Annotated in this window: 25 protein-coding genes; 10 read left to right on the forward strand and 15 right to left on the reverse strand. The window is 72.7% G+C overall.

The window, feature by feature from the left end:
* Window positions 1–122: 122 nt before the first annotated feature.
* Window positions 123–1,046 (forward strand): hypothetical protein, encoded by a 924-nt coding sequence (locus NH2_RS25140; RefSeq protein ID WP_157103962.1) that lies wholly within the window; start codon window positions 123–125, stop codon window positions 1,044–1,046.
* On the opposite strand, the gene NH2_RS25145 is transcribed toward NH2_RS25140, so the two are convergent.
* Window positions 988–2,457: a phosphatase PAP2 family protein gene (locus NH2_RS25145; protein WP_084505869.1), complete on the reverse strand. Its 1,470-nt coding sequence runs from the start codon at window positions 2,455–2,457 to the stop codon at window positions 988–990. The two genes, NH2_RS25140 and NH2_RS25145, sit on opposite strands and share 59 nt — an antisense overlap.
* Before the next feature lie 170 nt (window positions 2,458–2,627).
* On the opposite strand from NH2_RS25145, the gene NH2_RS25150 reads away from it, so the two are divergent.
* The gene (locus NH2_RS25150) at window positions 2,628–3,179 is read left to right on the forward strand and encodes a P-loop nucleotide/nucleoside kinase family protein (protein WP_067659417.1); all 552 of its coding nucleotides are present in this window, start codon (window positions 2,628–2,630) and stop codon (window positions 3,177–3,179) included.
* 84 nt (window positions 3,180–3,263) lie between these two features.
* Here the strand turns inward: NH2_RS25150 and dmpG are convergent, their stop codons facing one another.
* Genes dmpG through NH2_RS25165 form a run of 3 tightly spaced genes read right to left on the reverse strand, consistent with a single transcriptional unit; the run spans window position 3,264 to window position 6,066 of the window.
* Window positions 3,264–4,316 carry a 4-hydroxy-2-oxovalerate aldolase gene (dmpG, locus tag NH2_RS25155; RefSeq protein WP_067659419.1) on the reverse strand — a complete coding sequence of 351 codons (1,053 nt, stop codon included), beginning with the start codon at window positions 4,314–4,316 and terminating at the stop codon, window positions 3,264–3,266.
* Window positions 4,313–5,260: an acetaldehyde dehydrogenase (acetylating) gene (locus tag NH2_RS25160; RefSeq protein ID WP_067659422.1), complete on the reverse strand. Its 948-nt coding sequence runs from the start codon at window positions 5,258–5,260 to the stop codon at window positions 4,313–4,315. The genes dmpG and NH2_RS25160 overlap by 4 nt, the downstream gene beginning before the upstream one ends.
* On the reverse strand, window positions 5,257–6,066 hold the full coding sequence (locus tag NH2_RS25165) for a 2-keto-4-pentenoate hydratase (protein ID WP_067659425.1): 810 nt from the start codon (window positions 6,064–6,066) through the stop codon (window positions 5,257–5,259). Before NH2_RS25165 ends, NH2_RS25160 begins: the two co-directional genes overlap by 4 nt.
* Window positions 6,067–6,113: 47 nt before the next feature.
* On the opposite strand from NH2_RS25165, the gene NH2_RS25170 reads away from it, so the two are divergent.
* Window positions 6,114–6,866 carry an IclR family transcriptional regulator gene (locus NH2_RS25170; protein WP_084505870.1) on the forward strand — a complete coding sequence of 251 codons (753 nt, stop codon included), beginning with the start codon at window positions 6,114–6,116 and terminating at the stop codon, window positions 6,864–6,866.
* Between the two features lie 79 nt (window positions 6,867–6,945).
* Here the strand turns inward: NH2_RS25170 and NH2_RS25175 are convergent, their stop codons facing one another.
* The 9 genes from NH2_RS25175 to NH2_RS29325 all read right to left on the reverse strand — a co-directional run bounded on the left by NH2_RS25175 (window position 6,946) and on the right by NH2_RS29325 (window position 17,502).
* Window positions 6,946–7,893: a DUF389 domain-containing protein gene (locus NH2_RS25175; RefSeq protein WP_067659428.1), complete on the reverse strand. Its 948-nt coding sequence runs from the start codon at window positions 7,891–7,893 to the stop codon at window positions 6,946–6,948.
* A 163-nt stretch (window positions 7,894–8,056) separates the two neighbouring features.
* Window positions 8,057–10,048, reverse strand: coding sequence for an NAD-dependent DNA ligase LigA (gene ligA, locus NH2_RS25180; protein WP_067659431.1), 1,992 nt, complete (start codon window positions 10,046–10,048; stop codon window positions 8,057–8,059).
* A gap of 123 nt (window positions 10,049–10,171) precedes the next feature.
* On the reverse strand, window positions 10,172–10,489 hold the full coding sequence (locus NH2_RS25185) for a hypothetical protein (RefSeq protein WP_067659434.1): 318 nt from the start codon (window positions 10,487–10,489) through the stop codon (window positions 10,172–10,174).
* Between the two features lie 184 nt (window positions 10,490–10,673).
* Window positions 10,674–10,970 carry a hypothetical protein gene (locus tag NH2_RS25190; RefSeq protein WP_067659437.1) on the reverse strand — a complete coding sequence of 99 codons (297 nt, stop codon included), beginning with the start codon at window positions 10,968–10,970 and terminating at the stop codon, window positions 10,674–10,676.
* A gap of 185 nt (window positions 10,971–11,155) precedes the next feature.
* Window positions 11,156–11,620: a thioredoxin family protein gene (locus tag NH2_RS25195; RefSeq protein WP_067659440.1), complete on the reverse strand. Its 465-nt coding sequence runs from the start codon at window positions 11,618–11,620 to the stop codon at window positions 11,156–11,158.
* A gap of 38 nt (window positions 11,621–11,658) precedes the next feature.
* Window positions 11,659–12,999 (reverse strand): dipeptidase, encoded by a 1,341-nt coding sequence (locus tag NH2_RS25200; RefSeq protein WP_439951783.1) that lies wholly within the window; start codon window positions 12,997–12,999, stop codon window positions 11,659–11,661.
* Between the two features lie 11 nt (window positions 13,000–13,010).
* Complete coding sequence (locus NH2_RS25205; RefSeq protein ID WP_245650759.1) at window positions 13,011–14,117, reverse strand: cytochrome P450 family protein; 1,107 nt, start codon at window positions 14,115–14,117, stop codon at window positions 13,011–13,013.
* Between the two features lie 416 nt (window positions 14,118–14,533).
* Window positions 14,534–16,303: an acyl-CoA dehydrogenase gene (locus NH2_RS25210; RefSeq protein ID WP_067659446.1), complete on the reverse strand. Its 1,770-nt coding sequence runs from the start codon at window positions 16,301–16,303 to the stop codon at window positions 14,534–14,536.
* 602 nt (window positions 16,304–16,905) lie between these two features.
* Window positions 16,906–17,502, reverse strand: a complete 597-nt coding sequence (locus tag NH2_RS29325; protein ID WP_084505871.1) for a GNAT family N-acetyltransferase — start codon at window positions 17,500–17,502, stop codon at window positions 16,906–16,908.
* On the opposite strand from NH2_RS29325, the gene NH2_RS29330 reads away from it, so the two are divergent.
* The 3 genes from NH2_RS29330 to NH2_RS25230 all read left to right on the forward strand — a co-directional run bounded on the left by NH2_RS29330 (window position 17,486) and on the right by NH2_RS25230 (window position 19,271).
* Window positions 17,486–18,049 carry a hypothetical protein gene (locus NH2_RS29330; RefSeq protein ID WP_169811534.1) on the forward strand — a complete coding sequence of 188 codons (564 nt, stop codon included), beginning with the start codon at window positions 17,486–17,488 and terminating at the stop codon, window positions 18,047–18,049. The genes NH2_RS29325 and NH2_RS29330 overlap by 17 nt on opposite strands.
* 118 nt (window positions 18,050–18,167) lie before the next feature.
* Window positions 18,168–18,773 carry a dihydrofolate reductase family protein gene (locus NH2_RS25225; protein ID WP_067659455.1) on the forward strand — a complete coding sequence of 202 codons (606 nt, stop codon included), beginning with the start codon at window positions 18,168–18,170 and terminating at the stop codon, window positions 18,771–18,773.
* A 165-nt stretch (window positions 18,774–18,938) separates the two neighbouring features.
* A complete protein-coding gene (locus NH2_RS25230; protein ID WP_067659458.1) occupies window positions 18,939–19,271 on the forward strand; it encodes an STAS domain-containing protein in 333 nt (110 codons plus the stop codon).
* 49 nt (window positions 19,272–19,320) lie between these two features.
* On the opposite strand, the gene NH2_RS25235 is transcribed toward NH2_RS25230, so the two are convergent.
* A complete protein-coding gene (locus tag NH2_RS25235; protein ID WP_281202065.1) occupies window positions 19,321–20,469 on the reverse strand; it encodes an LLM class F420-dependent oxidoreductase in 1,149 nt (382 codons plus the stop codon).
* On the opposite strand from NH2_RS25235, the gene NH2_RS25240 reads away from it, so the two are divergent.
* From NH2_RS25240 to NH2_RS25255, 4 genes are all read left to right on the forward strand, one after another.
* The gene (locus NH2_RS25240; protein ID WP_084505873.1) at window positions 20,461–21,126 is read left to right on the forward strand and encodes a cyclodeaminase/cyclohydrolase family protein; all 666 of its coding nucleotides are present in this window, start codon (window positions 20,461–20,463) and stop codon (window positions 21,124–21,126) included. The genes NH2_RS25235 and NH2_RS25240 overlap by 9 nt on opposite strands.
* A 120-nt stretch (window positions 21,127–21,246) precedes the next feature.
* Window positions 21,247–21,999: a L,D-transpeptidase gene (locus tag NH2_RS25245; protein WP_067659464.1), complete on the forward strand. Its 753-nt coding sequence runs from the start codon at window positions 21,247–21,249 to the stop codon at window positions 21,997–21,999.
* 76 nt (window positions 22,000–22,075) lie between these two features.
* Window positions 22,076–23,038, forward strand: a complete 963-nt coding sequence (locus tag NH2_RS25250; RefSeq protein WP_067659467.1) for a TIGR03557 family F420-dependent LLM class oxidoreductase — start codon at window positions 22,076–22,078, stop codon at window positions 23,036–23,038.
* 110 nt (window positions 23,039–23,148) lie between these two features.
* Window positions 23,149–24,336, forward strand: coding sequence for a cation:proton antiporter (locus NH2_RS25255; protein WP_067659645.1), 1,188 nt, complete (start codon window positions 23,149–23,151; stop codon window positions 24,334–24,336).
* Window positions 24,337–24,380: 44 nt separating this feature from the next.
* Here the strand turns inward: NH2_RS25255 and NH2_RS25260 are convergent, their stop codons facing one another.
* On the reverse strand, window positions 24,381–25,235 hold the full coding sequence (locus tag NH2_RS25260) for a bifunctional 5,10-methylenetetrahydrofolate dehydrogenase/5,10-methenyltetrahydrofolate cyclohydrolase (RefSeq protein WP_067659469.1): 855 nt from the start codon (window positions 25,233–25,235) through the stop codon (window positions 24,381–24,383).
* Window positions 25,236–25,297: the final 62 nt, after the last annotated feature.

Raw genomic sequence — 25,297 nt, forward strand, 5'->3', positions numbered from 1 at the left:
TGTCCGCCGTCCGGCCGACATGTCCGCGTGGCGCAGGCGAATCCGGCTCGCCGGGGGTTCGCCGCGGCTACGATTCGCCCCTATCCGGAGCGGGGGCTCGGGAGCGAAAGGGGAGGTCTGCCATGAGTACGCCGGTGACGGTGCGGGTTCCGACGGGCGGCACGGAGGTGGTCGCCCCCGGGGAGCTGGCGCCGGACGACGCCGCCGCGTTCGAGCAGGGGAAATCGGTCCGGTCGCTGGTGATCATCCGGTTCGTGGCCGGGCTGGTCGGGGTCCTGCTGCCGCTGGCGCTGATCGGGGTCGACTACGTCTTCCTCGGTCAGAGCTGCGTGCGGGTGCGCGGGTCGCTGAGCGCCTACTACCACTCGGGGGCGCGGGACATCTTCGTGATCGGGCTCGGCATCGTCGGGTTCCTGCTCGCCGCCTACAAGATCACCAGGGCGACGCCGGGGAATGTGTTCAGCCTGGTCGCCGGGTTGGCCATCATCGGGGTGGCGACGCTGCCGACCGCGCGGCCCGGACCGGTCCCGCCCGGCGAGTGCGGCAGCGGGGTCGGCGAAGCGGCGCTCACCCCGCTGCAGCAGCGGTTCGGCGAGGACGTGGTGGCCGGGTGGCACAACGGGTGCGCCGCCGCCGCGTTCCTCGCCTTCACCGCCATCTGCCTCTACACCGCCTACCGGGACTGGCGCTATCCCATGCTCCGGCCCGCGGAGGTGCGGGCGCGGCCGCAGTGGCGGCGGCTGGAGGGGATCTTCGCGGCGATCGACAACCGGATCGGGTGGAAGTTCCACCTGGGGTGCGGGGCGCTCATCATCGTCGCCATCCTGTTCTTCGCGTTCACCGCGATCGCCGGAATCGACGAACTGCCCGGCGGCTTCGGCCCGACCTGGGTGGTCGAGGTCGCCGGGGTGATGATCTTCTCCGCCTCCTGGTTCGCCAAAGGGCTGGACGACTACTTCTGGCGCCGGGAACCGCTCTCCCCCTGCGTCACCCGCGCGGTCGACGAGGCGGTCGTCGCGGCGGCCGCTGAACCGGTGCGGGCGTAGCGGAGACCGGCCGGACCACCCACCACGCGACGCCGAGCCACACCGTGGCCAGCAGCACCGAGCCGAGGAGGTCGGCGGGGTGGTGCGCGCCCGCGTAGAGCCGCTGCGCGGCGACCAGCAGCGGGATCAGCAGCAGCGCCCCGCCGAGCAGGCGGTAGCGGCGCGCCCGGGTCGAGGCCCAGACCAGCAGCGCGATCCCGCCGTAGAGGGTGAGCGCGGCGGCGACGTGGCCGGAGGGGAAGCTCGCGGTGGGCGGCAGGTCCGGGTTCAGGTGCTCGACCTCGGGGCGCGGGCGGTCGACCACCGCGGCGGTGGTGAGGAAGAGCGTGATCTCGCCGAGCAGCGCGACCGTGAGGAACAGCGCGGGCCGCCAGCTGCGGGCGACGGCGACCGCGAGCACCGCGGCGACCAGCGCCACCGCGATGATCGCGAGCGTATTGCCCACCGCACCGAAGACGTCGAGCACGGTGGTGACGGGCCGCGTCCGATTCTCGGCCAGCAGCGCGACGACGCCGTGCTCGCCGGTGCTGTCCGCGCCGAGCGCGCGCACCAGCAGCCCGAGCCCGATCAGCGGGCCGAGCAGCAGCACCCAGGCCACCGCGAGCTCGCCTGCCCCGCGCCACGGGTGCGGCAGCGTCGGGGCGTGGTGGGCCGGGACCGGGCGCAGGTCGTCGGCGTCGCCGGGCGGGACGTCGCCGGGGAGCCTGCCGGGGTCCCGCTCGCCGGACTCCACCCGCCAGCGGTGGAAGGCGAGCGCGGCGGCGGTCAGCCACAGCACGCCGAGCAGCCAGCCCGCGAGCACGTCGGTCAGGTAGTGCACGCCGAGCCCGATCCTGGTCAGCCCCACCGCCACCACCGCGGTCAGCACCAGCGCGGTCGAGGCGCGGCGGGCGGGCGGGGCGAGCGCGGGGGCGAAGACCAGCAGCAGCACCCCGAGGCAGACCGTCGTGCTCATGGCGTGGCCACTGGGGAAGCTCCAGCCGTCGGTGCGGTAGACCGGCGTCTCCACCACCGGCCGCACCCGGCCGACCAGCGCCTTCACCACCGGGTTGAGGATCAGCCCGCCCGCACCGGTGACCGCGGCGAAGGCGGCGAGCCGCGGCTGCCCGCGCAGCAGCAGCCAGAGCACGCCGACGGCGAGCACGGTCACCAGCGTGACGGTGGCGCCCAGGTCGGTGACGGTGCTGAGCACGTCGTACAGGATCCGGTGCTCGGCCACCCGCGCCACCACGGCGTCGCTCACGCTCCGGTCGGCCGCGAGCAGCGGCTCCCACCGGGCGCCGACCAGCGTGGTGAGCACCGCGAAGCCCGCTCCCGCCGCCGCGACCGCGGGCAGGGCGACGGCACTGCGGAGCGCGTACCGCCCGGTCGCCGTCCGCGTCGTCTCCTCGTCGAGCCGGTCGACGGTCACTGCGGTACCTCCTCGATGCGTCCGGCCGCGCGTCGTGATCGAATTCCCGGAATTCGCCCCGGCAATCGCCTGCCGTAACCGGGACGCCCTGTTCCCGTTCCCGGCGTCCGGTAGCGACAACTCCGCGCCGCCTCCCCGGCATCAGGGTGCGCCGGGGGCATGATGACCGTATGACGGAGCTGTTGGTGCTGGTGAACGGCCTTCCCGGGTCGGGGAAGTCGACTGTCGGGCGGCCGCTGGCCGCGGCGCTCGGCGCGCAGTTCCTCGCCACCGACGTCGTGCAGGAGGCGCTGGCCGACTGCGTCGATGACGCCGCCGGGGTCGCCGCGCTCGGCGGGGTCGCGATGGACGCGGTGTGGGCGCTGGCCAGGGCCGTACCCGGGGCCGTCGTGGTCGACTCGTGGTGGTTCCGCCCGCGCGACCTGCACGTCGCCCGCGCCGGGCTGGACCGCTGCGCGGCCGCCCGGGCCGTCGAGGTCTGGTGCGACGTGCCCGCCGAGACGGCGCGCCACCGTGCCGCCACCCGCCGCCGTCCCGCTTTCTACCAGGACGAACGGCGGCTCGCCGAGCACTGGGACAGCTGGGCCGCGCACGCCGCGCCCCTCGCGCTCACCCCGACCGTCCTGGTCGACACCCGCACGCCGGTGGACTGCCTGCACCTCGCCGAGCGGGTGCTCACCGCCGCGGGCCGCACTCCGGCGGAAGCCTTCCCGCCGCGCTGAGCGGCGCGGGTGCCGGACGCCCGGGGGCACGGCGCCTCGAAATCGTCCAGCCGGAAACTCAGCGGCGAGACGAGCCCGCCTAAACTATCGACGCTGATTTTCATTGGCAAGAAGGTCCAGCGCGATATCGGTGATCAAGTCCTCCTGCCCGCCGACCAGGCGCCGCTCGCCGACGGCGAGCAGGATCTGGCGGGTATCGAGGCCGTACTGCTTCGCGGCGGCCTCGGCGTGCCGCAGGAAGCTGGAGTAGACCCCGGCGTAGCCGAGCGTCAGCGTCTCCCGGTCGACCTGGACCGGGCGGTCCTGCAGCGGGCGCACGATGTCGTCGGCGGCGTCCTGCAGCGCGAACAGGTCGCAGCCGTGCTTCCAGCCGGAGTGGTCGGCGACCGCGACGAAGGGCTCGATCGGGCAGTTGCCCGCCCCCGCGCCGTGCCCGGCCAGTGAGGCGTCCACCCGGATGACGCCCTCCTCGACCGCGACCACCGAGTTCGCCACCGAGAGCGAGAGGTTCTGGTGCGCGTGGATGCCGATCTGGGTGCCGGGGTCGAGGATGTCGCGGTAGGCGCGCACCCGGTCGCGGACTCCGTTCATGGTGAGCCGCCCGCCGGAGTCGGTGACGTACACGCAGTGCGCGCCGTAGGACTCCATGAGCTTGGCCTGCTGCGCCAGCGCGGCCGGCTCGGCCAGGTGCGACATCATGAGGAACCCGCTGACGTCCATGCCGAGCTCGCGGGCGGTGCCGATGTGCTGGGCGGCGACATCGGCCTCGGTGCAGTGCGTGGCGACCCGCACCGAGGTGACGCCCATCGCGAAGGCGCGCTTCAGCTCCACCACGGTGCCGACGCCGGGCAGCAGCAGGGTGGTCAGCCTGGCGCGGTGCACCACCGCGGCGGCGGCCTCGATCCACTCCCAGTCGGTATTGCTGCCGGGGCCGTAGGTGAGGCTGTGCCCGGCCAGGCCGTCGCCGTGCGTGACCTCGATGGCGTCGACGCCCGCCGCGTCCAGCGCGGCGGCGACGCGGGCGACGTTCTCCGGGCTGATCCGGTGCCGCATGGCGTGCATGCCGTCGCGCAGCGTGACATCCTGGATGTAGAGCGCGGCGCCGTCGGTGGCGCTGGGACGGGTGGTCTCGGTCATCGAACTGCCTCCGCGAGCACGGTTTCGGCGATCTGCTCCGCGACCTGCAGGGCGGCGGAGGTCATGATGTCGAGGTTGCCCGCGTAGGCGGGGAGGTAGTGCGCGGCGCCCTCGACCTCGAGGAAGACCGCGACCTTCCACAGCCCCGGCCCCCTGTCCACGCCGCCGGTGAGGGTGGTGACCGGCTCGGCGTCGTCCAGCTTGGTGAACTGCACCTCCTGCTTGAGCCGGTAGCCCGGCACGTACTTCGCGACGGCGGCGACGGTGTCGCGCACGGACTCCCGGATCGCCTCCTGGTCCGGGTCGTTCACCAGGGTGAGCACGGTGTCGCGCATGATGAGCGGCGGCTCGGCGGGGTTGAGCACGATGATGGCCTTGCCGTGCGCGGCGCCGCCCACCTTCACGATGGCCTCGGAGGTGGTCTCGGTGAACTCGTCGATATTGGCGCGGGTGCCCGGCCCGGCCGACCTGGAGGCGATGGAGGCCACGATCTCGGCGTAGTGCACCTCGGTCACCGCGGCCACCGCCGCCACGATCGGGATGGTGGCCTGGCCGCCGCAGGTCACCATGTTCACGATCGGCTCGCCGATGTGCTCGTCCAGGTTCACCGTCGGCACCACGAACGGGCCGACCGCGGCGGGGGTGAGGTCGATGATCCGCTTGCCGTGCGGGCGCAGCGCCTCGACATTGGCCAGGTGCGCCTTGGCCGAGGTGGAGTCGAAGACGATCTGGATCTCGTCGAAGAGCGGGTGCGCGATCAACCCGTCGACGCCGTTGTCGACGGTGGCGACGCCGAGCCTGCGGGCGCGGGCCAGGCCGTCGGACGCCGGATCGATGCCCACCAGCACGGCGATCTCGACGTGCTCGGCGACCCGGAGGAGTTTGATCATCAGGTCGGTGCCGATATTGCCCGACCCGATGACCGCGGCTTTGATCCGGCTCATGCTTTCCTGCCTTCCCGAGCGGTGAAAACTGCGGTGACACTGCCGATTCCGGTGAGCTCGGCGGTGTAGGTGGCGCCCGGCTCGACCGGGGCCAGCGGGCCGAGCGCGCCGGAGAGCACGATCTCGCCCGCGCGCAGCGGGGCGCCGAACTCGCGGGCGGTGTTCGCCAGCCAGGCCAGCGCCGCCCACGGGCTGCCGAGGCAGTCGGTGCCGCGGCCCGCGGAGATCCGCTCGCCGCCGGAGGTGAGCACCATGGTGACCTGGTCCAGGTCGGGGGCGTCGGCGACGGGGAGCGAGTCGCCGAGCACGTAGAGCCCGGAGGAGGCGTTGTCGGCGACGGTGTCGGCGAAGGCGATGTCCCAGTTCGCGACCCGGCTGTCCACGATCTCCAGCGCGGCGTGCACGGTCCGCACGTAGCCGGGCGCATCGGCGGCGGTGATCGGCCCGGTGATGTCGGCGGCCAGGGTGAAGGCGATCTCGGCCTCGATCCGCGGCTGCAGCAGCCGGTTGATGTCGACGGCGGGATCGCCGGTGCAGTCGAAGTCGTCGAGCAGCACGCCGAAGTCGGGCTGCTCGACGCCGAGCTGGCGCTGCACCGCAGGCGAGGTCAGCCCGATCTTGCGGCCGACCACGGTGCGGCCGCCTGCCAGCAGCGCGGCGAGGTTGCGCTGCTGGATGGCGTAGGCCGAGGCCAGGTCGTCCGGGGCGATGAGATCGCGGATGGGGGCGCAGGGAATGCCGGTCGCGGCGGCCGCGGCGAGCCGCGCGGCGGCCGCCTCGATCGTCTGGGGTTCCACCGTTGTCATGGTTCGAACGGTAGGCCCGCCCGCCGGCCGTGAATAGGATCTGTCCCATGAAACGGGACAACCTGTCGCTGCTACAGCGCTCCGCGCTCGTACTCGACGCCTTCCCCGGCGGAACCGCGCTCTCGCTGGCCGAGGTCGCGGCGCGCACCGGGCTGCCCCGCTCGACCACACACCGGGTGCTGACCGGGCTGGTGGAGCTGGGCTGGGTGGCCCGCACCGGCGGCGGCTTCGAGCTGGGGCTCGGGCTCTTCGAGCTGGGCGAGCGGGTCGGGCTCAAGTATCGGCTGCGCTCGGCGGCGCTGCCCTTCATGCAGGATCTGTACGCGGTGACCGGGCAGACCGTGCACCTGGCCATCCGGGACGGGCTGGACGCGGTGTACGTGGAGAAGATCCACGGCCACGCCGCGCTGCCGCTGCCCTCGCAGATCGGCGGCCGGTTGCCGCTCACCTGCACGGCGGTCGGGAAGGCGCTGCTGGCGCCGGAGCAGCCGGAGGTGCGGGCCGCCGCGCTGGCCGCGCCGCTGCGCAGCTACACCGGCAACTCGATCACCGACCCGAAGCGGCTGAGCAGGGAGCTGGAGGCGGTGCGGCGCACCGGTGTCGCGGTCGAGCGCGAGGAGTCCGCGCTCGGCTGCTGCTGCCTGGCCGCGCCGGTACTGCAGGGCGGGAGCCCGGTCGCGGCGCTCTCGGTCTCGGTGCCGACCGCGAGCTTCGCGCCGGAGCTGCTCGCGCCCGCCGTCCGCACCACCGCGCTCGCGCTCGGGCGGGCGCTCTCCAAGGGAGCGGCGACCGAACTCTGACCGCGCCGCCAGCGGATCGCCGAGCGCGAGCGGCGCGACGCCGACCACGACGGCATCCCGGACATGTACCAGCGGTGATTCAGCGCAGGCGGCGCACGAGCCGGGAGAGCCGCCAGCGCCCGCCACCCTCGTGCGGCCCCAGGTAGAGCACCAGGACCCCGGCCACCACGATGCCCGCCAGGTTCACCGCCAGCTGCCCGATCGACATGATCGCCACGTGCCACTCGCCGATCGTGCTCGCGACCACCGCGAACCCGGCCGCGGGCACCGTCGTCACCGAGATGAACACCCCGACCAGCGCCGCCGACTTCGCGGTGCAGAGCGCCAGCATCCCCGCCGCGCCCGCCAGCACCGCGACCACCAGCGAGAACGGCCCCACCCGGTAGATGAAGTCGACGTTGCGCGCCGCCTCGAACCCGGTCAGCGTGATCCAGCCGAACTGCTCCCAGCACAGCGTCGCCGCCAGCGTGATCGCCATGGCCGCCGGGAAACCGGCCGCCAGCGCCAGCGCCGAGCGCCGCACCAGCGCCCGGTCCCGGCGCACCACGCCCACCGCGAAGGCGGCGAGCGGGCCGAACTCGGGGCCGACCACCATGGCGCCGACGATGGTGACCGCCGAGTCGGTCGCCACCCCGACCGCGGCCAGCAGGCAGGCGATGGTGAGGAAGGCGACGAACGAGGCGCTCAGCGTGGATTCCTCGTGCGTGCGGGCCAGCAGCTCCTCCCACACCACCGCGTCGGCCGGCTCCCCGGGCGCCGCCTCCGCCGCGCGCTCGGCGGCCGCGGAGAGCACCGTCTCGATCGGCTCCAGGGTGATGGCGCCGGTCTCGGCCAGCCCGAGCCGCTCCAGCTCGGCGAGCACGGTATTGGCCGCCTCGCGGGCCACGTCGGCCTGCACCAGATCGCCCTCGGGGGCCAGCGCGGCGCCGGGCAGCAGCGACAGGTGGGTCACGCCCGCGTCGGCCCGGAGCGTCGCCAGCACGTCGGGGGTCGAGCCGGGCGGGCTGATGATGCGCAGGTGCAGCACAACGGGTCTCCTCCGGTTCCGCCCGACGCGGGCTGTGCCGAACCTACCGCCGGAGCGGGCGGGCGCGCACCCGGGTCGCCGCGGGGCATCCGGAGCGCCGCAACGCGGAGAACCTGATCGTGCTCGGCGGCGGCAACGTCGGGCGGCGCCGTGGCCGAGCTGATCAGACCACCTTGGCGGCGATCAGCAGTTCCCAGATCACGCCCTGATCGACCACCTCGACGCCGAGCTTCTCGGCCTTGGCCAGCTTGCTGTCGCCGACGCCGGCGCCGGTGATCAGCATGTCGGTGCTGGCCGAGACCGAGGAGGCGGCGGTGGCCCCGGCCCGCTCGCAGAGCCGCTGGAAGGTCGGGCGGGCCACCTTCTCGCCCGAGCGGGGATCGGCGATGGCGCCGGTGATGACGACGGTCTTGCCCTCCAGCGGCGCGCCCGCGGCGACCACCGGGGGCAGATCCTCCTGCCGCACATCGAGATTCACCCCGCGCTCGCGGAGCCGCTGGAGTTCCGGGCGCAGCCGGGTGAGGTGCTCGACCAGCGAGGCGGCGACCTTGGGGCCGATGTCCTCCACCGCGACCAGGCGCTCCTCGCCGGCGTCGGCGACCTCCTCCAGCGAGCCGAAACCGGAGCGGGCCAGCCGGGCGGCGGTGCCGTCGGAGGCCATGGGGATGGCCAGCCCGATCAGCGCGCGCCGCAGCCCGACCTGCCTGCTGCGGTCGATCGACTCGATCATCCGGGTCGCGGAGACCTCACCGACGCGGTCGAATTCGAGCAGCCGCTCCCTGGTCAGGGTGTAGAAGTCGGACGGGTGCTCCAGGATTCCCGCCTCGGCCAGGCGCTCGATCCACTTCTGCCCGATGGCGTCGATGTCGGCCGCGGCGCGCGAGGCCCAGTGGATCAACCGGCGCACGGTCTGGGCCGGGCAGGCGGCATTGGTGCAGAACAGTTCCCGGCTGTTGCCCTGCTCGAGCACCGGCTGCTCGCACGAGGGACAGGCGGTGGGGACCTCGATGTCCTTTTCCTCGCCGGTGCGCTTGGATGCGTCCAGCACCCCGGCCACGAAGGGGATGACGTCTCCGGCGCGCCGCACGAGCACGGTGTCGCCGACCTTGATATCCCGGGCCCGGATGACCTCCTGATTGGCCAGCGTCGCCCTGGTGACCGTGGTCCCGCCCACGAAGACCGGCTCCAGCCACGCCACCGGGACGATCTTGCCGGTCTTGCCGACATCCCAGATCACCGCGTTGAGCAGCGTCGTCTTCTCCTCGGCGGCGAACTTGAACGCCAGGGCCCCGCGCGGGGAGTTCGACCGGGTTCCGGCCGCGGCGTAGGCGCTGCGGTCGGCCAGCCGCAGCACCGCGCCGTCGAGGTCGTAGTCGAGGTCGTTGCGGCCCCGCTCGATCGCGGTGATCGCCTGCTGCGCTGTGGAAGCATCCGCGCAGACCTGCATGGCCGCGCCCGCCACCCCGATCGCGGCCAGCCCCTCACCCAGGTCCGAGGCGGCACCGCCGTCGGAGGTGTCGAGGTCGAACCCGAAGAACTGCAACCGGCGCTCGGCCACCGTGGCCGGGTCCTTGGCCCGCAGCGTGCCCGCCGCGGCATTGCGCGGGTTGATCAGCGGCTTGTCCGGGTGCGCGGTGTTGTAGGCCAGGAATGTCGAGCGCAGCATGACCGCCTCGCCGCGCACCTCCACCCGCCCCGGCACCCCGATCACCTCCGGCACCCCGTCCACCAGCGCCTTGACCAGCGGCGTCACATCGTCTCCGGTGGTCCCGTCACCCCGGGTCACCGCGCGCAGCAGGGCGCCGTCCTCGTACACCAGCGTCAGCGAGAGCCCGTCCAGCTTGGGCATCACCGCCACCGGCTGCCCGGGGAACCGGTCGAAGAACGCCGCTACCTGCTCCGGCTTGGTCGCCTTCTCCAGCGAGAGCATGGGCCGCGAATGCCGCACCGGGGCGTGCAGCACCGCGGGCGCCCCGACCTGCTCCAGCGGGTTCGGCTCCGGCGTCAGCTGCGGGTGCTCGGCGAGCAGGGCCCGCAGTTCGTCCTCGACGACGTCGTACTCGGCATCGGCGACCAGCGGCGAGCCCTGATAGTAGGCATCGCGCAGTGCCACGATGCGATCAGCGAGTTCTCGGATACGTTCCCCGGCTTCCACGCCCCAGAACCTACCCAGCGGGACCGACAAACGATGCCACGACCACGCCGGGCAGAATTCTCCGGCGATGCGAACCCACACCGGTTCGGCACCCGCTGCGCGGAATACCCGCGGAATTGCTGATCAGGAGGGGTGCAGCCAGGCGCCGATGGGGGTCGGCGGCAGCGCGCGCACCACGCCCATGAGCGGCCCGCACCAGAAGCTGGAGGACATGCAGACGAAGGCGCCGGTCTTGTCGTAGTTCCAGGCGTCGCCGTGCCAGCCCCAGGTGAGGCCGTCCGCGGACGGGCTCATCGGGCACTCCTGCGGCGCCTTTCCCGCGCACGGCCCCTCGATATTCCACGGGCCGACCGGGTAGGCCGATGCCGCTGGCGCCGCCAATGCTCCGGCACACGCGATGCCCGCGGTGGCGACCAGGGTGGCGAGAATGGGACGTTTCATACCGAGCTCCCTCCGAACGACGATGCGACGGGTGTCGCCGAGTGCGTCGGATCACCGCCCGGCATCGTTACCGCGCGCACCTCCGACCTGGCCGCCGCGGCGGTGGCGCGCATGCCGAACGGAGTCACGATGCGGTCCGGCGCGGCGAGCGCGGCCGGCCGCGGAGCGCTCGATGGGATCGGGCCTAGCTGCTGCCGAACCAGCCGGGGCCGAAGTAGTCGCTCGGAGTCGGCCGGTCCGGCTCGTGCCGCGGCGGCTCCTGCGGCCGGTGCCGCGGCTCGTGCGGGTAGCACCGCTCCCCCGGCAGCGTCGGGCCGTCCCAGGCGTGGCAGTCGAAGGGGGCGCCGGCCGCGACCGGCTGATCGGCGGCGGCCGCGGGCGCGGCGAGGGCGAGGGCGAGGGCGAGGAGCGGGGCCGCGGCGCAGGCGCCTGCGACCGCGAGGCGGGCGAGGAAGGAGCGGGATTCGATTCGGCCGGACACGGTGGATCCTTTCACGCGGAGTCGAGCACCCTCCACCCTGCTCCGCCCGGCCGCGGAAAGCCAGGCGGCCGCGAAGGCGATCCCGGCGAGTTGCTCTGCGCGAGGCGTTCAGCCGCCGCGGCCCCGGCTCCCGCGCCGAGCAGTAGGCTGCCCGGCGTAGCGACGCCAGGACGCTCACCCGCGCGCTACCTGGCGCGCAGCCCGGGCCAGCCGTAGGGGGTCGGCCCCGCGGCGAGCCCGGCGAGCCTGGTCGCCTCGAACGGCGCGGCGGGGGTCGCGACCGAGCGATCCGGTGCGGCCACCCCCTTTTGGCGCCGGACGGCGTCCATGTCCAGCCACATGACCTGCTGCACCACGTCCTCGAGCTGGGCGGCGGTGTGGAACCCCGCGTTCGCGTACACCAGCAGCCCCTCCCGGTACGCGTGCAGCGTCGGCAGCCCGGTCACCTTCGCGGCCGCGGCCAGCCCGGACTCCGCCTCGGTGTCGACGGTGGCGTGCACGATATCCCGGTGCAGGTTCGACGACTCCTCGAAGACCGGCGCGAACCGGGTGCACCAGCCGCACCAGGACGCCCAGTAGTCGACGAGGACGATTCCCCCGCCGGACACCGTCCGCTCGAAGCTCTGCTTGGTGAAAGCCTGCGTGGGCATGGGCGAAATTCTCCCACGAATCCCGGACCGCTTCGCGCTCAGGCGAAGCCGGTCAGGAACAGCGCCTCGGCGAGCGCCGTGCGCCGCAGTTCCTCCGGATCGACGCTCTCGTCCACCGCGTGGATCCGGCACAGCGGCTCCTCCACGCCGAGCAGCGCGATCTCGGCGCGCGGCACCACCTCGGCCAGCACCGTGCAGAGCGGGATCGAGCCGCCCTGCCCGGAGTGCACCACCTCGGCGCCGTAGGCGGTGCGCAGCGCCGCGGTGAGCGCGGCGTAGCCGGGGCCGTCGGTGGCGGCGGCGAACGGCGCCCCGATCGCCTGCGCCGCCACCTCCACCTCGACGCCCCAGGGGATGTGTGCGCGCAGGTGGGCGGCGAGCGCGTCGTAGGTGGCGCGCGGGTCCATCCCGGGCGGCACCCGCAGGTTCAGCAGCGCGGCCGCCGCCGGGACGATCGCGGCCACGGCGTCGGCGGTGCCGGGGGCGTCGATGCCGATGACGGTGACCGCGGGCCGCGCCCACACCATGTCGGCGGGGGTGCCGGTGCCGAGCAGCTCGGTGCCGGGCAGCGCGGTGGCGTCGGCGCGGAACACCTCGGGCGGGTAGGGCGCGCCGGTCCAGCGCTGGCCGGTGGGGACGCCGTCGATGACGGTGTCGCCCGCGGCGTCGCGCAGCGAGGCCAGCCCGTGCAGCAGCGCGGCCATGGCGTCCGGTGCGGCGCCGCCGAACTGCCCGGAGTGCACCGCCGAGCCGAGCGCCCGCACGGTGACCTTCGCGTTCACCACCCCGCGCAGGCCGGTGGTGAGCGTCGGGGTGCCCGCGGCGACATTGCCGGTGTCGCCGATGACGATCATGTCGGCGTCGAAGAGCTCGGGGCGCCGCCGCGCGAGATCGTCGAGCCCGGCGCCGCCCGCCTCCTCCGACCCCTCCACGACCACGCGCACCGCGCACCCGGTCGGCCCGGCCGCGCGCAGCGCCGTCAGGTGCGCGACCAGGTTGCCCTTGCAATCGGCCGCGCCGCGGCCGTACCAGCGCCCGGCCCGCGCGGTGAGCTCGAACGGCGGCGAGCTCCACTGCTCCACCGGCCCGGCGGGCTGCACGTCGTGGTGGCTGTAGAGCAGCACCGTGCGGGCGTCGGGGGTGGCGCCGGGGCGGTACCCGACCACGGCCGGGCTGCCGTCCGAGGTCTCGATCACCTCGACCTCGAAGCCGAGCTCGGCGCAGGCCTTCGCGGTCCACTCGGCGGCGGCCCGGCACGCCGCCCGGCTGCCCGGCTCGAGGTGCACCGACCGGTGCGCCACGAGCTCGGCCAGGTCGTCGCGGGCCCGCGTCATCAGCTCGGCGACGCGGGCGGTCAGCTCGGTAGTCACGACCTCCACCGTAGGCGCTGCTAGAGCACCGGCAGCGGATGCGAGGGCGGGAAGACCACCGGCAGCGCGCCCAGCGCGCGATGGAACGGGCCCGGCCGCCAGACCAGCTCGTTCGGCGGCACCGCGAGCTCCACCTCCGGCAGCGTGTCCAGCAGCTGGTCGATGACGTCCTGGGCGAGCAGCAGCCCGTACGGCCGCGCCTGCGCGGGGCACGCGTGGTCGCCGCTGCTGAAGGCCAGGTTCCAGCCGTTGCCCTCGAACTCGCCGGTGTTCATCTCCGGGTCGGTGTTGCAGGCCGCCATGCTGATGATCACCGGCTCGTTGGCCTGCAGCCACACCCCCTCGACCTGGATCGGCTGGCGCGGGTAGGTGATGCAGTAGTTCGCCATCGGCGGGTCGGTGGCCAGCCGCTCCTCGAGCGCGGCCCTGGTGGAGAGCGGAACCCGGCCGTCGGCACTGGTGAACCGGGGGTCGGTGAGCATGAGCAGCAGGGTGTTGGCGATCAGGTTCACCGGCGGCTCCACGCCGGCGGCGAAGAACAGCACCAGCTGGTGCACCATCTCCTCGTCGGTGAGCGCGGCGGGGTGCTGCAGCAGCCGGGTGGTGATGTCGTCGCCGGGGTGCGCGCGCTTGAGCGCGGTCAGATCCAGCAGCGCATTGCCCATGATGGCGTTGACCGTCTCGGTGTCGACGCCGTCGAACATGGCGGCGCTGGCGCTCGCCACCTGCTCACCGATCTCCGGCGGGCAGCCGAGCATCTGGCACAGCACCGAGAAGACCAGCGGCAGCGCGTACTGGTTCAGCAGGTCGGCGCTGCCCTCCTTGCAGAAGGTGTTGATGATCGGGACCGCCGAGGTCTCCACGATCGAGCGCAGCGAGTTCAGGTCGATCCCGGCCAGCGCGACGTTGATGGCATCGCGGTAGCGGGCGTGCTCGGCGCCGCTGGTGCGGATGGCGTTCGGCCGGTACTCGATCATCGGCATGATCGGGATGTCCTGTGGCGCGGTCTTCTGCCAGACGCTGGGGTCGGCCGGAAAATGGTGTGCGTCACCGAGAATACGCACCGCGGTGCTATACTTGATCACCAGGGTGGCGGGCACGCCGGGCCACATCTCGACCGGCACCAGTGGTCCATAATTGTTTCTGCGCATCTCGCGATACGCCTCATGGGGGTCGGACGCGAATTCCTGGGTGTAGATCGGGATCCGGGGGCCGATGGACTCGATCGACCGCTTGGGGCTGATGGTGGTAGCGGTAGCACCCTGGAGCGGGTGATGCGGATGCACGTAATCTCCTCGATCTCGGGTTGCGACAGGGTAGCACCGGCGGCGCCGTTCGGCGCCGCGATCCTGTGCACGGCATAGCCCAGACTCTCAGTGCGCGTTGATTTTTGCGCAGCACACTGTAAACGGCGGCCGCACCGGGGGATGCCGCGACGGTACGCGGAATCCCCCGGCGGGCTGGACCGTATCCGTCCGGCGCCACGGGTGTCGCACCCGGGAGCGCCCCGCCCGGGCGCCCTACGGCACCCGGGCCGGGGGAATCATCCCCGGTTCGGATCGTTGATGCGGCCCTCCCAGGCGGCGGGCAGATCATCGGAGAGTACCGGAGCACCGAGGATCGCGTCGTCGAAGCCGAAGGCGTCGAGCAGCGCGGGCAGGTGGCCGGCGAGTTCGTCGACGGCCCTGGCCAGCTCGCGCTTGACCGCCGCCGCGCCGGCGCCGTCCAGCAGCCCGCGGGTGAGGTACCAGGCGGCGTGCCGGTCCAGGTAGTCCAGCGCGAAGACGTCCCGCACCGCCACGATCTCCGGGTGCGCGGCGTGCCCGTGCAGCAGCCCGAGCGCCTCCTCCGCGCAGTACGCCTCGGCGAGCTCGAGCGCCTGCGGGATGACCGCGAGCCGATCGGCCAGCGCCGGGGTGGCCAGGTGCTCCTGCGCCTCCTGCACGATGGTCAGGGTCCTGGCGTTCAGCGCCCGCTCCCGGTCGGCGGCGTCCGCCGGGTCGTAGCGCACCGGGTCCGGCGGCGTCTTCCCGGCCAGCTGCCTGGCCAGCACCCGCCCAGCCACCGAGCCGAGCACCGCGCAGTCGCCCTCGCCGGTGATGGCCGCGTGGCAGACGCCGAGGTAGTCGGCGACCCGGTTGGCGCTGAACATGCCCTGCGCGCCCATCTTGATCCGCGCGTGCGTCACCGTCTCCAGCGCGTGCAGCTGGATGAACGGCTTGGCCAGCATGACCGAGACGACGGTGTCCCGGTGCGTGAGATCGCTGCCGGCGAGCGAGGTCTTGACCGCGTTGCCGTAGATGGTCCGGACCACGGTGCCTGCCAGATCGGTGAGCAGCGTGTCCCGCACGTGCGGGATATCGATCATCAGCGGGGTGTCCAGCGGGGTGAGCGGCACCGGCCGCTTGCCCGCGTAGGTCAGCGCGATGTAGAGCGCCGAGCGGGCCGAGGCGTTCAGGCAGGACGAGAGCGCCAGCCTGCCCACCGTCAGCTGGCTGATGGCGGAGGGGAAGCCGCGCTTCCGGCTGGTCTCGTCCCGCCAGGTGAGCACGCCCTCGTCGTCGATCGTGGCGAGGTCGTTGCTCAGCCAGGCGCTCTTGTCGACCCGGAGGCCGTCGAAGCTGATCACCGAGTTGTCCATGATCACCAGGGGCTGGTGGTCCAGCTGGGTGATCGTGACGCCCGGCGCCGCCTCGCCGCTCGCGTCCCTGAGCCGCGCGGTGAACAGGTGCACGCCCTGGTCGACGCCGGCCCCGTCGATGAACCGCGCGCCGACCACGCAGACCCGGGAAACCGGAATGCCAACGCTCGGCATGAACTTCCGCGCCCGCGGGTTCGGCGTGTCGATGACGAACCCGTCGCCGTCCCAGGTGGCGGTGGTCTGCATGAACCCGATGTTCGAGCCGCAGCCGTACTCGGTCAGCAGCATGACGCCGATGGCCGAGGCATCGTCGAGATCGTGCAGGTACGGCTCCGCCGCCTCGGCATCGGTCAACGTGGCCAGGCTGCCCGAGGCCAGGTTGTAGTGCCCCGAGATCAGCGGGATCAGATCGGTCGCCAGCACCGCCGCCCAATCGAACACCGCGAACAGCTCGGGCAACTCGGTCGCCACCGCCCTGGTGCTGCCGATCTCCTTCACCAGGTACCGCAGCTGGGCGTACGCGTTCTCGCGCCGCTGCTCCTGGCTCTGCTTCTCCGTGACCAGATAGTCCGGATTACTCAGAATCTCCTGTAACCGCCGATGGAACTCCCGGCTTCCGTGCCGGAGGAAATCGGCCAGCGATTCACGCTCATTGGACCCCTGCTCGACCATTGCACTGCTCCTACCTTTTCCGACCCCCGGCCCCACCGCCGGGGTGACGTTCAGGCCATCGCCGCCGCCTTCCGGCTCGACGATGCCGACCGGTGCCGCATCAGCGCACCGAAGGAGCGAAAGGTGGTTCTCCCGCCGGAATTCGCGGGACCACGCACCCTCCCCCCGGGCCCGCCCGCGCGCATCACGAAGAGTCGCGGACGTGTAGCAGTAAATTCCCCGGACCACGCTCGACGAGCCGGGCCCACGTCGGCCCCTTCCCCATCGATTCGGGCCTCCGGCGCCGCGCTCGTTTCACACTCGAACGCGCCGACCTGGGGAGTCACCGGTAATGCAGAGCTCACTTTGCAATACCGGGACACATGAAGCATTGTGCCACAGTGGTTCTCGAAGTTCATGGCGAAGCGATGGCTGCGGAATAGCCCATTATTCGCTCACCCGTCGGCGCGAACCCACGACCACAGAATGTTTCCGAATGGTAGCCACGCAGCCGATGCCATGCGCGGCCCGCTCCCCCTGTTGCCGATCGGTCGCTTGATTGATGTGAAATCGTAAAAGATCTTCGGCGGCGCCCGCGAAGCGGTGCCGCCGCCCGCTCTGGGTCACCCCCGCGGCTTCGGGAGGTGCAGGCCCATGAGAACGGCGTCCCAGAGCTCGCCGCTGCGGCGGCGGTAGTGGCGGCGCAGCCTGCCCTCGACCTCGAATCCGGCGCGCCGGTAGAGCGCGATCGCCGGTTCGTTGTGCGGCCACACCTGCAGGGTCACCTTGTGCGCTCCGCGCTCGCGAGCCCATGCGACGACCGCGTCGAGCAGTGCGGTGCCGATGCCCTGCCCGCGATGGCCCGCGGCGACCTGCATGCCGAAGGTGGTGACGCCGGTGGTGTCGAAGTACGTCACGGCCGTGCCCGCGAGGACGCCGTCCACCTCGGCGACGAAGACGCCCCTGCCCTCCGCGATGGCCGCCCGGATCGTCGCGGCCGCCGCGACCTCGTCCACCGGCGGCTCGGCGCCGATCCAGCGGCCCTCCGCCGCTACCGCCGCGCGCAGTGCCGCCATGGCCTCGGCGTCGGCGGGCGTGGCGGCGCGGACCGATCGGTGGGTGCTCACCGGCGGACAGTACAGCGAGCGGTGCGGCGCGAGCAGGTCGGTTGAGCGGCGCCACCACCCCGTGGATGATGTGGCGGTGACATCGGATGACATCGACGCCCGAGCCCGCGAGCTGGCGACCCGGCTGGGCACAGCGCCGCCGCAGCTCCAGGAGGGACCGGTTGCGGCCTGGGTGGCCGAGGGCGTGCGCGCACTGCCCCAGCCCGAGCGGACGGTGCTCGTGGTCGGCCCCGCCTTCGGCGAGCTCACCCCGGCCGAGCAGGAGGCCGGGCTGGCGAGCGCGCTGGTGATCGCGGAGCTGTTCCGGCGCGGGAAGCGCACGCCGCTGATCGCGGCCGGGGTGGTCACCGTCGCCGCCGGTGCGGCGGGCCTGGTCGTCGCCGACCCGAAATGGCTGGTCGTCCTCGGGCTCATCGTGCTGTTCCCGGTCAGCTTCGTGCTCGCGCAGGCGCTGTGGTTGCGCGGTATCGCCTACGGGCACGACCGCCGCCTCGCGGAGGTGTTCGGTCGCGACACCCCGGAGTTGCTCCTCGACCTCAATGCCCGCAACAAGCACGAGATCCGCGGCATCCTGCGCGCCTACCTCGCGGTGGCGAACCCCTCGCGGAACAGCCGCAGCAGGCGCCTGCACGCCGTCTGAGCCGAGGACGCATGCGGCGATCCGGCGTGGCAGCGCGCACGGGATTCCCGCACCGGAGCGATGAATTCCCCGCTCCCGGGCGGTCGAAGCTCAGGACACCACAGAAAAGGAGATCGCCATGCCGGAGCTTCTCGTCGACTTCATCACCTCGCTCGACGGTTACGCATCGGGAGCGGGATGGCCCGGGTTCTGGGGCCTGGAGGGGCCGGAGTACCTCGCCTGGCTCGGCGCCCAGCCGCAGGCCACCCACCTGATGGGCGCCAACACCTACCGCCTGATGTCGGGCTTCGCCGGCGGCGCCGTCCCCGATGGCCAGGACGAGTTCCGGCCGGAGGAGCAGGAGTCCGTCGACGGGCTCACCGCGGCGCCGAAGGTCGTCTTCTCCTCCTCCCTCGAACAACCTCTGACCTGGGCCAACTGCACGCTCGTCCGGGACGACGCCGTCGAGGCGGTCCGCGCCATGAAGGCGAGCGGTTCGGGGCTGCTCACCACGATCGGCAGCCTGAGCCTGTCCCGGTCCCTGCTGCGGGCCGGGCTCGTCGACCGATTCCGGGTCGTGATGTTCCCCGTCATCACCGGCGCCACCGGGGCGGAGCGGATCTACGACGGCTACCCCGATGTCGCCCTCGAGATGATCGAGCACCGCACCTTCGACCGCGGCATCCAACTGGTCGAGTACAAGCCCCGCGTCCTGGATCATCCCCCGCTCGGCACCCCGGCGTGACGCCTGCCGCGGAGCGCCGATACGGCGTCTCACCGGCCGAATCGGCACCGGGGACCGTGTAATGTGTCGCCGTATGAACACCGTCGGGTTGCATATCTCCGCCGCAAAGTGTGTCGTGGGATCGTGACCAACACATCGGGAGACGCGTACCCCCTGACGGACACGATGACCACCACGGTCTCCGCGCGCGCGGGCGCGACGGTGCTGTCGGTGGCGGGCGAGGTGGATCTGGCGACGGCGCCCGCGCTGGAGAACGCGATCGACGCGATTCTCGGCGAGCGGCCCGCGTCGCTGATCATCGACCTGACCGCGGTCAGCTTCCTGGCCTCGGCGGGAATGGCGACGCTGGTGGCCGCGCATCAGCGGGCCGGGGAGTCGACGGCCATCGCGGTGGTGGCGGACGGGCCGGCGACCAGCAGGCAGCTCAAGATGACGAGCCTGGATCAGGTGTTCGAGCTGTACGCCACGCTGGACGAGGCGGTGGCCGGGCGCGGCTGAGGGCGAACGGCATCGGCCCCGCCCGGCGACGGGCGGGGCCGATCCGCGTTCAGACGATGTCGCGGAGCTGTTCGATGAGCTGCACGCGCTCGGCCGTGGTGCCCGCGAGCGGGACGACATTGAGCACGGTGGCGCCCGCCTCGCGGAAGGCGGCGACGCGCTCCTTCACGAAACCGGCGGGGCCGATCAGGGAGACGTCGCGCACCAGGTCGTCGGGGACGGCCCTGGTCGCCTCCTCCTTCTTCCCCGCCAGGTACAGCTCCTGGATGCGGTCGGCCGCGGCGCCGTAGCCGTAGCGGGTGGCGAGAGTGTGGTAGAAGTTCTTGGCGCGCGCGCCCATGCCGCCGATGTAGAGCGCGAGGTGCGGTTTCACGAACTCCAGCAGCGGGGTCACGTTCTCGCCGATGGCGAGCGGGGGGCCCGCGTAGACCTCGAGGTCGCCGAGCGCGGGGTCGCGCTTGGCGCGGCCGGCGTCGAGCGCCTCGCCCCAGACGTCCTTGGCCCGCTCCGGCAGGAAGAAGGCGGGCTGCCAGCCCTCGGCGAGCTCGGCGGCGAGCTCGACGTTCTTCGGACCGAGCGCGGCGAGCAGCACCGGGATGCGCTCGCGCACGGGGTGGTTGACGAGCTTGAGCGGCTTGCCGAAGCCGGTGCCCTCGCCCGCGGGCAGCGGGATGCGGTAGTACTTCCCGTCGTACTCCAGCCGCTCGCGGCGCCACACCGTGCGGCAGATCTCGATGGTTTCCCTGGTGCGCCCGATCGGCGCGTCGTAGGGCACGCCGTGGAAACCCTCGATGACCTGGGGGCCGGAGGCGCCGAGGCCGAGCACGAAGCGGCCGTCGGAGACGAAGTCGAGCCCGGCCGCGGTCATGGCGGTGAGGCTGGGGGTGCGGGTGTAGAGCTGCAGGATGCCGGAGGCGAGCTGCACCCGCTCGGTGCGGGCGGCCAGGAAGCCGAGCGCGCTCACCGCGTCGAAGGAGTACGCCTCGGGTACGAACACGATGTCCAGCCCGGCGCGCTCGAGGTCGGCCACCTCGGCGGCCACCTCCTTGAAGCCACCCGAGTAGTTGATCCCCAATCCGATCCGCATGGGGTCAACATATCCCCGGCTACGGCCGGGCCGAGCACCGGTGCGGCCGGCGCGGCCGGATAGCGTGTAGCGGCCAGCTCCCGACCACGAAAGGTGCCGTCCGTGTCGCAGTCATCCGCGCCGAGCCCGCAGGCAGCAACCGAAGCCGGCTTCGGCGCCCTCACCGTCGGCGCGTACCTGGAGCAGCTGGGCGCCAAGGTGCCCGCGCCCGGCGGCGGCGCGGTGGCGGCGCTGCACGCGGCGCAGGGCGCGGCGCTGGTCGCCATGGTCGCGCGCTACACCACCAGGGCCAAGGATGCCGAGCACCGCCCGGAGGTCGACCGGGTCATCGCCGCCGCGGACGCCGCGCGGGAGCGCGCGCTGGCGCTCGCCGACGCCGATGCCGCCGCCTTCACCGCGGTGGGCGCCGCCTACAAGCTGCCGAAGGAGTCCGAGACCAGGCAGCGAGCGATCACCGACGCGCTGATCGGCGCGGCCAGGGTGCCCGCCGATGTGGTGGACGCGGCCGACGAGGTGCTCGCGCTCGCGGCCGACCTGCTCCCCATCGGCAATCCGAACGTGGTCACCGATATCGGCGCCGCCGCGGACGCCGCCAGGGCCGCCGCCACGAGCTCGCGGCTGAACATCGAGATCAACCTGGTGTCGCTGCGCGGCGCTGTCGCGGATAACGATCTGGCAGACTTCGCCGCCGCGCTGGCCCGCATCGAGGAGATCACCGCGCGGGCGGATGCCCTGCACACGGAGGTCGTACGCGCGGTTCGCGGCTGAAACCGACCGTGTCTCAACCGGGTTACCCCGGTAGCAGGGCGCGCGCTCGGCTGGACCGCGATGATCATGACGGCCTAGGCTTACTACCTACTTACCACACCCGGTTCGAAGGTGGTTGTCATGAGGAGCGCGTGTCGGCCTCTTTTCCTGCTCGCCGCGGTGGTCGCGCTGGCGGTGTCCGGCGTCGGCGCCGCGTTCGGCGGTATCGCGGCCGCTCCGGATATCCCCGCGGTCGTCGCGATCACCCCGTCGGACGGGCGAACGGTCGGGATCTATCCCCCGGTCACGGTGCGCTACGAGGCGCCGGTGACCGACCGGGCGGCGGCCGAGCGGGCGCTGACCGTGCGCGCGCCGGAAGCGGTGCCCGGCCACGTGACCTGGAACAGCGCCACCGAGATGACCTGGCTGCCCGAGGCGTACCTGCCCGCCCGCACGAAGGTGCAGGTGTTCGCGGCGGGCTGGCGCACCGAGTTCGAGACCAATGCCGGGTTCAGCGCGGTCGGTGACATCTCGGCGCACACCTTCACAGTGAGCATCGGCGGCGTCCCGGTGCGCACCATGCCCGCCTCGTACGGCAAGCCGGGCTGGGAGACCCCGGCGGGCACCTTCCCGATCCTGGAGAAGTTCCGCCGGGTGACCTTCGACTCGCGCACCATCGGCATTCCGCTCAGCTCGCCGGAGGGCTACCTCATCCAGGGCGAGTACGCGGAGCGGCTCACCTGGGGCGGGGTCTTCGTGCACTCGGCGCCGTGGTCGGTGGAGTCGCAGGGGTCGGCGAACGTGAGCCACGGCTGCGTGAACCTGGCCCCGGACGACGCCGCCTGGTTCTACGAGAACGCCGGGATCGGCGACCCGGTGCAGCTGCACTGGTAGTTTTCGCCGCCGCGGCCCGGGTACGCGGCGCTCGACGGCCGGGGCTCGCCCGGCCGCCCGAGCGGGCGGAGGCGATATGCGGATCGGGTACAAGCTGGCCGCGGAGGCGTACGGACCGAAGGAGCTGATCCGGCAGGCGGTCGCGGCCGAGCGCGCCGGTTTCGACTTCGTCGAGATCAGCGACCACTACCACCCGTGGCTGGACAACCAGGGCCACTCCCCCTTCGCCTGGACGGTGCTCGGCGCCATCGCCGCGCGCACCGAGCGCGCCGGGCTGGTCACCGGGGTCACCTGCCCGATCCTGCGCTACCACCCGGCAATCGTGGCGCAGGCGGCGGCGACGCTGGCGCTGGTCAGCGACGGCCGCTTCACCTTCGGCGTCGGCTCCGGCGAGCGGCTGAACGAGCACGTGGTCGGCCGCGAGTTCCCGCCGGTGCACATCCGGCAGGCCATGTTCCGGGAGGCGCTGGAGATCATCCGGCTGCTCTGGCAGGGCGGGTACCGGAGCTACGAGGGCAAGTACCTGCAGCTCTCCGACGCGCGGATCTTCGACCTGCCGGACGAGCTGCCGCCGCTGGTGGTCGCGGCGGGCGGGCCGGAGGCGGCGCGGCTGGCCGGCGAGCTCGGCGACGGCCTCTTCGCCACCGATCCCGACCCCGAACTGGTCAGCGCCTTCGCCGCCGCGGGCGGCTCCGGTCCGCACTACGCCGAGGTGCCGCTGGCCTGGGCGCCCGACGAGGACACCGCCGTGCGGGCAGCGCTGGAGACCTCGCGCTGGGCGGTGACCGGCTGGAAGGTCATGAGCGAGCTGCCCAACCCGGTGAACTTCGCCGCCGCCACCGAGACCGTCCGGCCGGCGGACATCACCGAGAACTTCGCCTGCGGCAGCGACCCGGAGCGCATCGTCGAGGCGGCCAGGCCCTTCGCCGACGCGGGCTTCGACCACCTGGTGCTGCTGAACGCGGGCCCCGACCCGGACGGCTTCCTCGACTTCTACGCGAGTGAACTCGACGGCCCGCTGCGCGCGCTCGGGGCCTGAAAGCAGCCGCCCGCCACTGATTTCCGGGGCCGGGCGATCTTGGCGCAACCCACTCGAGTAAAGTGCAGGTAATGAGGCGCGATACGGGGTGGGACGGCTGACCGGTGGTTATCGAGGAGACCGCGCTGGCCTTGATCCAGCTCGGAGCGGTGTTCTTCGGTCTCGGTGTGCTCGGCAGGGTGGCGGCGCGGATCGGGATGTCGCCGATCCCGCTGTACCTACTCGGCGGGCTGGTGTTCGGCTCCGGCGGGCTGGTGCAGCTGCACGAGGTCGACGAGTTCATCCACCTCGCCAGTGAGATCGGCGTCATCCTGCTCCTGCTGCTGCTCGGGCTGGAGTACACCGCCGCCGAGCTGGTCACCGGGATGCGCAAATCCTGGCCCGCCGGGCTGCTCGACCTGGCGCTGAACGCGACGCCGGGCGTGATCGTCGCGCTGCTGCTCGGGCTCGGGCCGGTCGGGGCGATCGCCATGGCGGGCGTCACCTACATCTCCTCCTCCGGGATCGTGGCCAAAGTGCTCGGCGATCTCGGCAGGCTCGGCAACCGGGAGACGCCGACGATCCTGTCGATCCTGGTGTTCGAGGATCTGGCCATGGCGGCGTACCTGCCGGTGCTCACCGCGGTGCTGGCCGGGGTCGGGCTGATCGCCGGGCTGTGGACGCTCGGGATCGCGCTCTCCGCGGTGACGGTGGTGCTGGTGGTGGCGCTGCGCTACGGGCGCTACGTCTCCGCGCTGGTGGCCAGCGATGATCGGGAGATCTTCCTGCTCAAGGTGCTGGGCGCGGCGCTGCTGGTGGCCGGGCTGGCCTCGGCGGTGCAGGTGTCGGCGGCGGTGGGGGCGTTCCTGCTCGGGATCGCCATCTCGGACTCCACCGCGCACACCGCGACCAAGATCCTGGAGCCGCTGCGCGACCTCTTCGCCGCCATGTTCTTCGTGCTCTTCGGGTTGAACACCGATCCGCGCAGCATTCCGCCGGTGCTGGCCTGGGCGCTGCTGCTCGCGGTGGTGACGACGGCGACCAAGATCGTCACCGGGTGGTGGGCGGCCGGACGCGCCGGGGCCGGGGAGATGGGGCGGGCGCGTGCCGGGGTCGCGCTGGTGGCGCGCGGTGAGTTCTCCATCGTGATCGCCGGGCTCGCGGTGGCGGCGGGCGCGCTGCCCGACTCGTTCACCGCGCTCGCCACCACCTATGTGCTGCTCATGGCGATTATCGGGCCGGTGGCGGCGCGGGTTGTCGAGCCGGTCATGCGGTTGTTGCGGGGAAGGCCGCGGGCGTCGGAGCGCGTTCCGGAGTGAGCGGGGGCGCCCGGTCGGCGTTGACCGGTGGCGCCCGGGAACGCTCAGCCCTCGGCGGCGCGCTCGGCGGCCTCGACCACGTGGCGCATGAGGAGCGCGGTGGTGACCGGGCCGACGCCGCCGGGAACGGGGCTGAGCCCGGCGGCGCGGCCGCGCACGGAATCTGTGTCCACGTCGCCGACGATGCTGCCGTCCGGCCCCTCGTTGGTGCCGACGTCGATGACGACGGCGCCTTCGCGTACGTGCTCGGCGCGGATCAGCCCGGCCCGGCCCGCGGCGGCGACCACGATGTCGGCGGTCGCGGTGACGGCGGCGAGGTCGGCGGTGCGCGAGTGCGCGACGGTGACGGTGGCGTTCTCCGCGAGCAGCAGCTGGGCCAGCGGCTTGCCGACCACGTTGGAGCGGCCGACCACCGCGACGTGCTTCCCGGTCAGCTCGATCCCGTGCCGCTTCAGCAGGACGACGACCGCCTCGGCGGTGGCGGGGGCGAAGACGGGGGTGTTGGCGGCGAGCAGGCCGAGCGAGAGCGGAGCGACGCCGTCCACGTCCTTCTCCGCGCCGATGGCGGCGGCGACGTCCTCCAGCCGGACCCCGGCGGGCAGCGGGGTCTGCAGCATGATGGCGTCGACGGCGGGGTCGGCGGTGCGGGCGGCGAGTTCGGCGCGCAGGGTGCCGGCCGCGGCGTCGACGCCGAGGTCGACGGTGTCGCACTCGATGCCGCGGTTGGTGGCGGACTTGCGCAGCGAGTTCACGTACCAGGCGCTGGCCGGGTCGGCGTTCGCCACCACCAGCGCGAGGCGCGGGGCCCGGCCGCGCGCGGCGAGCGCGGCGGCGCGCTCGGTGGTCTCGGCGTTCAGGGCGGCGGCGGCTTCCTTGCCGGTCAGCGATGCGGTCTCCACGCGTCAACCCTATCGGGGCGATGTCGGCCCATCGCTGCGGTGTCGCCCTTCCGGCCCCGATC

Source organism: Nocardia harenae NBRC 108248 (assembly GCF_001612885.1).
In the GTDB taxonomy this organism is placed as follows: Bacteria; Actinomycetota; Actinomycetes; order Mycobacteriales; family Mycobacteriaceae; genus Nocardia; species Nocardia harenae.

Coding starts and splice junctions, on each gene's coding strand:
- NH2_RS25140 (WP_157103962.1), top strand. CDS start 123: ATGAGTACGCCGGTGACGGTGCGGGTTCCGACGGGCGGCACGGAGGTG.
- NH2_RS25150 (WP_067659417.1), top strand. CDS start 2,628: ATGACGGAGCTGTTGGTGCTGGTGAACGGCCTTCCCGGGTCGGGGAAG.
- dmpG (WP_067659419.1), bottom strand. CDS start 4,316: ATGACCGAGACCACCCGTCCCAGCGCCACCGACGGCGCCGCGCTCTAC.
- NH2_RS25160 (WP_067659422.1), bottom strand. CDS start 5,260: ATGAGCCGGATCAAAGCCGCGGTCATCGGGTCGGGCAATATCGGCACC.
- NH2_RS25165 (WP_067659425.1), bottom strand. CDS start 6,066: ATGACAACGGTGGAACCCCAGACGATCGAGGCGGCCGCCGCGCGGCTC.
- NH2_RS25170 (WP_084505870.1), top strand. CDS start 6,114: ATGAAACGGGACAACCTGTCGCTGCTACAGCGCTCCGCGCTCGTACTC.
- NH2_RS25185 (WP_067659434.1), bottom strand. CDS start 10,489: ATGAAACGTCCCATTCTCGCCACCCTGGTCGCCACCGCGGGCATCGCG.
- NH2_RS25195 (WP_067659440.1), bottom strand. CDS start 11,620: ATGCCCACGCAGGCTTTCACCAAGCAGAGCTTCGAGCGGACGGTGTCC.
- NH2_RS25210 (WP_067659446.1), bottom strand. CDS start 16,303: ATGGTCGAGCAGGGGTCCAATGAGCGTGAATCGCTGGCCGATTTCCTC.
- NH2_RS29325 (WP_084505871.1), bottom strand. CDS start 17,502: ATGTCATCCGATGTCACCGCCACATCATCCACGGGGTGGTGGCGCCGC.
- NH2_RS25225 (WP_067659455.1), top strand. CDS start 18,168: ATGCCGGAGCTTCTCGTCGACTTCATCACCTCGCTCGACGGTTACGCA.
- NH2_RS25230 (WP_067659458.1), top strand. CDS start 18,939: ATGACCACCACGGTCTCCGCGCGCGCGGGCGCGACGGTGCTGTCGGTG.
- NH2_RS25245 (WP_067659464.1), top strand. CDS start 21,247: ATGAGGAGCGCGTGTCGGCCTCTTTTCCTGCTCGCCGCGGTGGTCGCG.
- NH2_RS25250 (WP_067659467.1), top strand. CDS start 22,076: ATGCGGATCGGGTACAAGCTGGCCGCGGAGGCGTACGGACCGAAGGAG.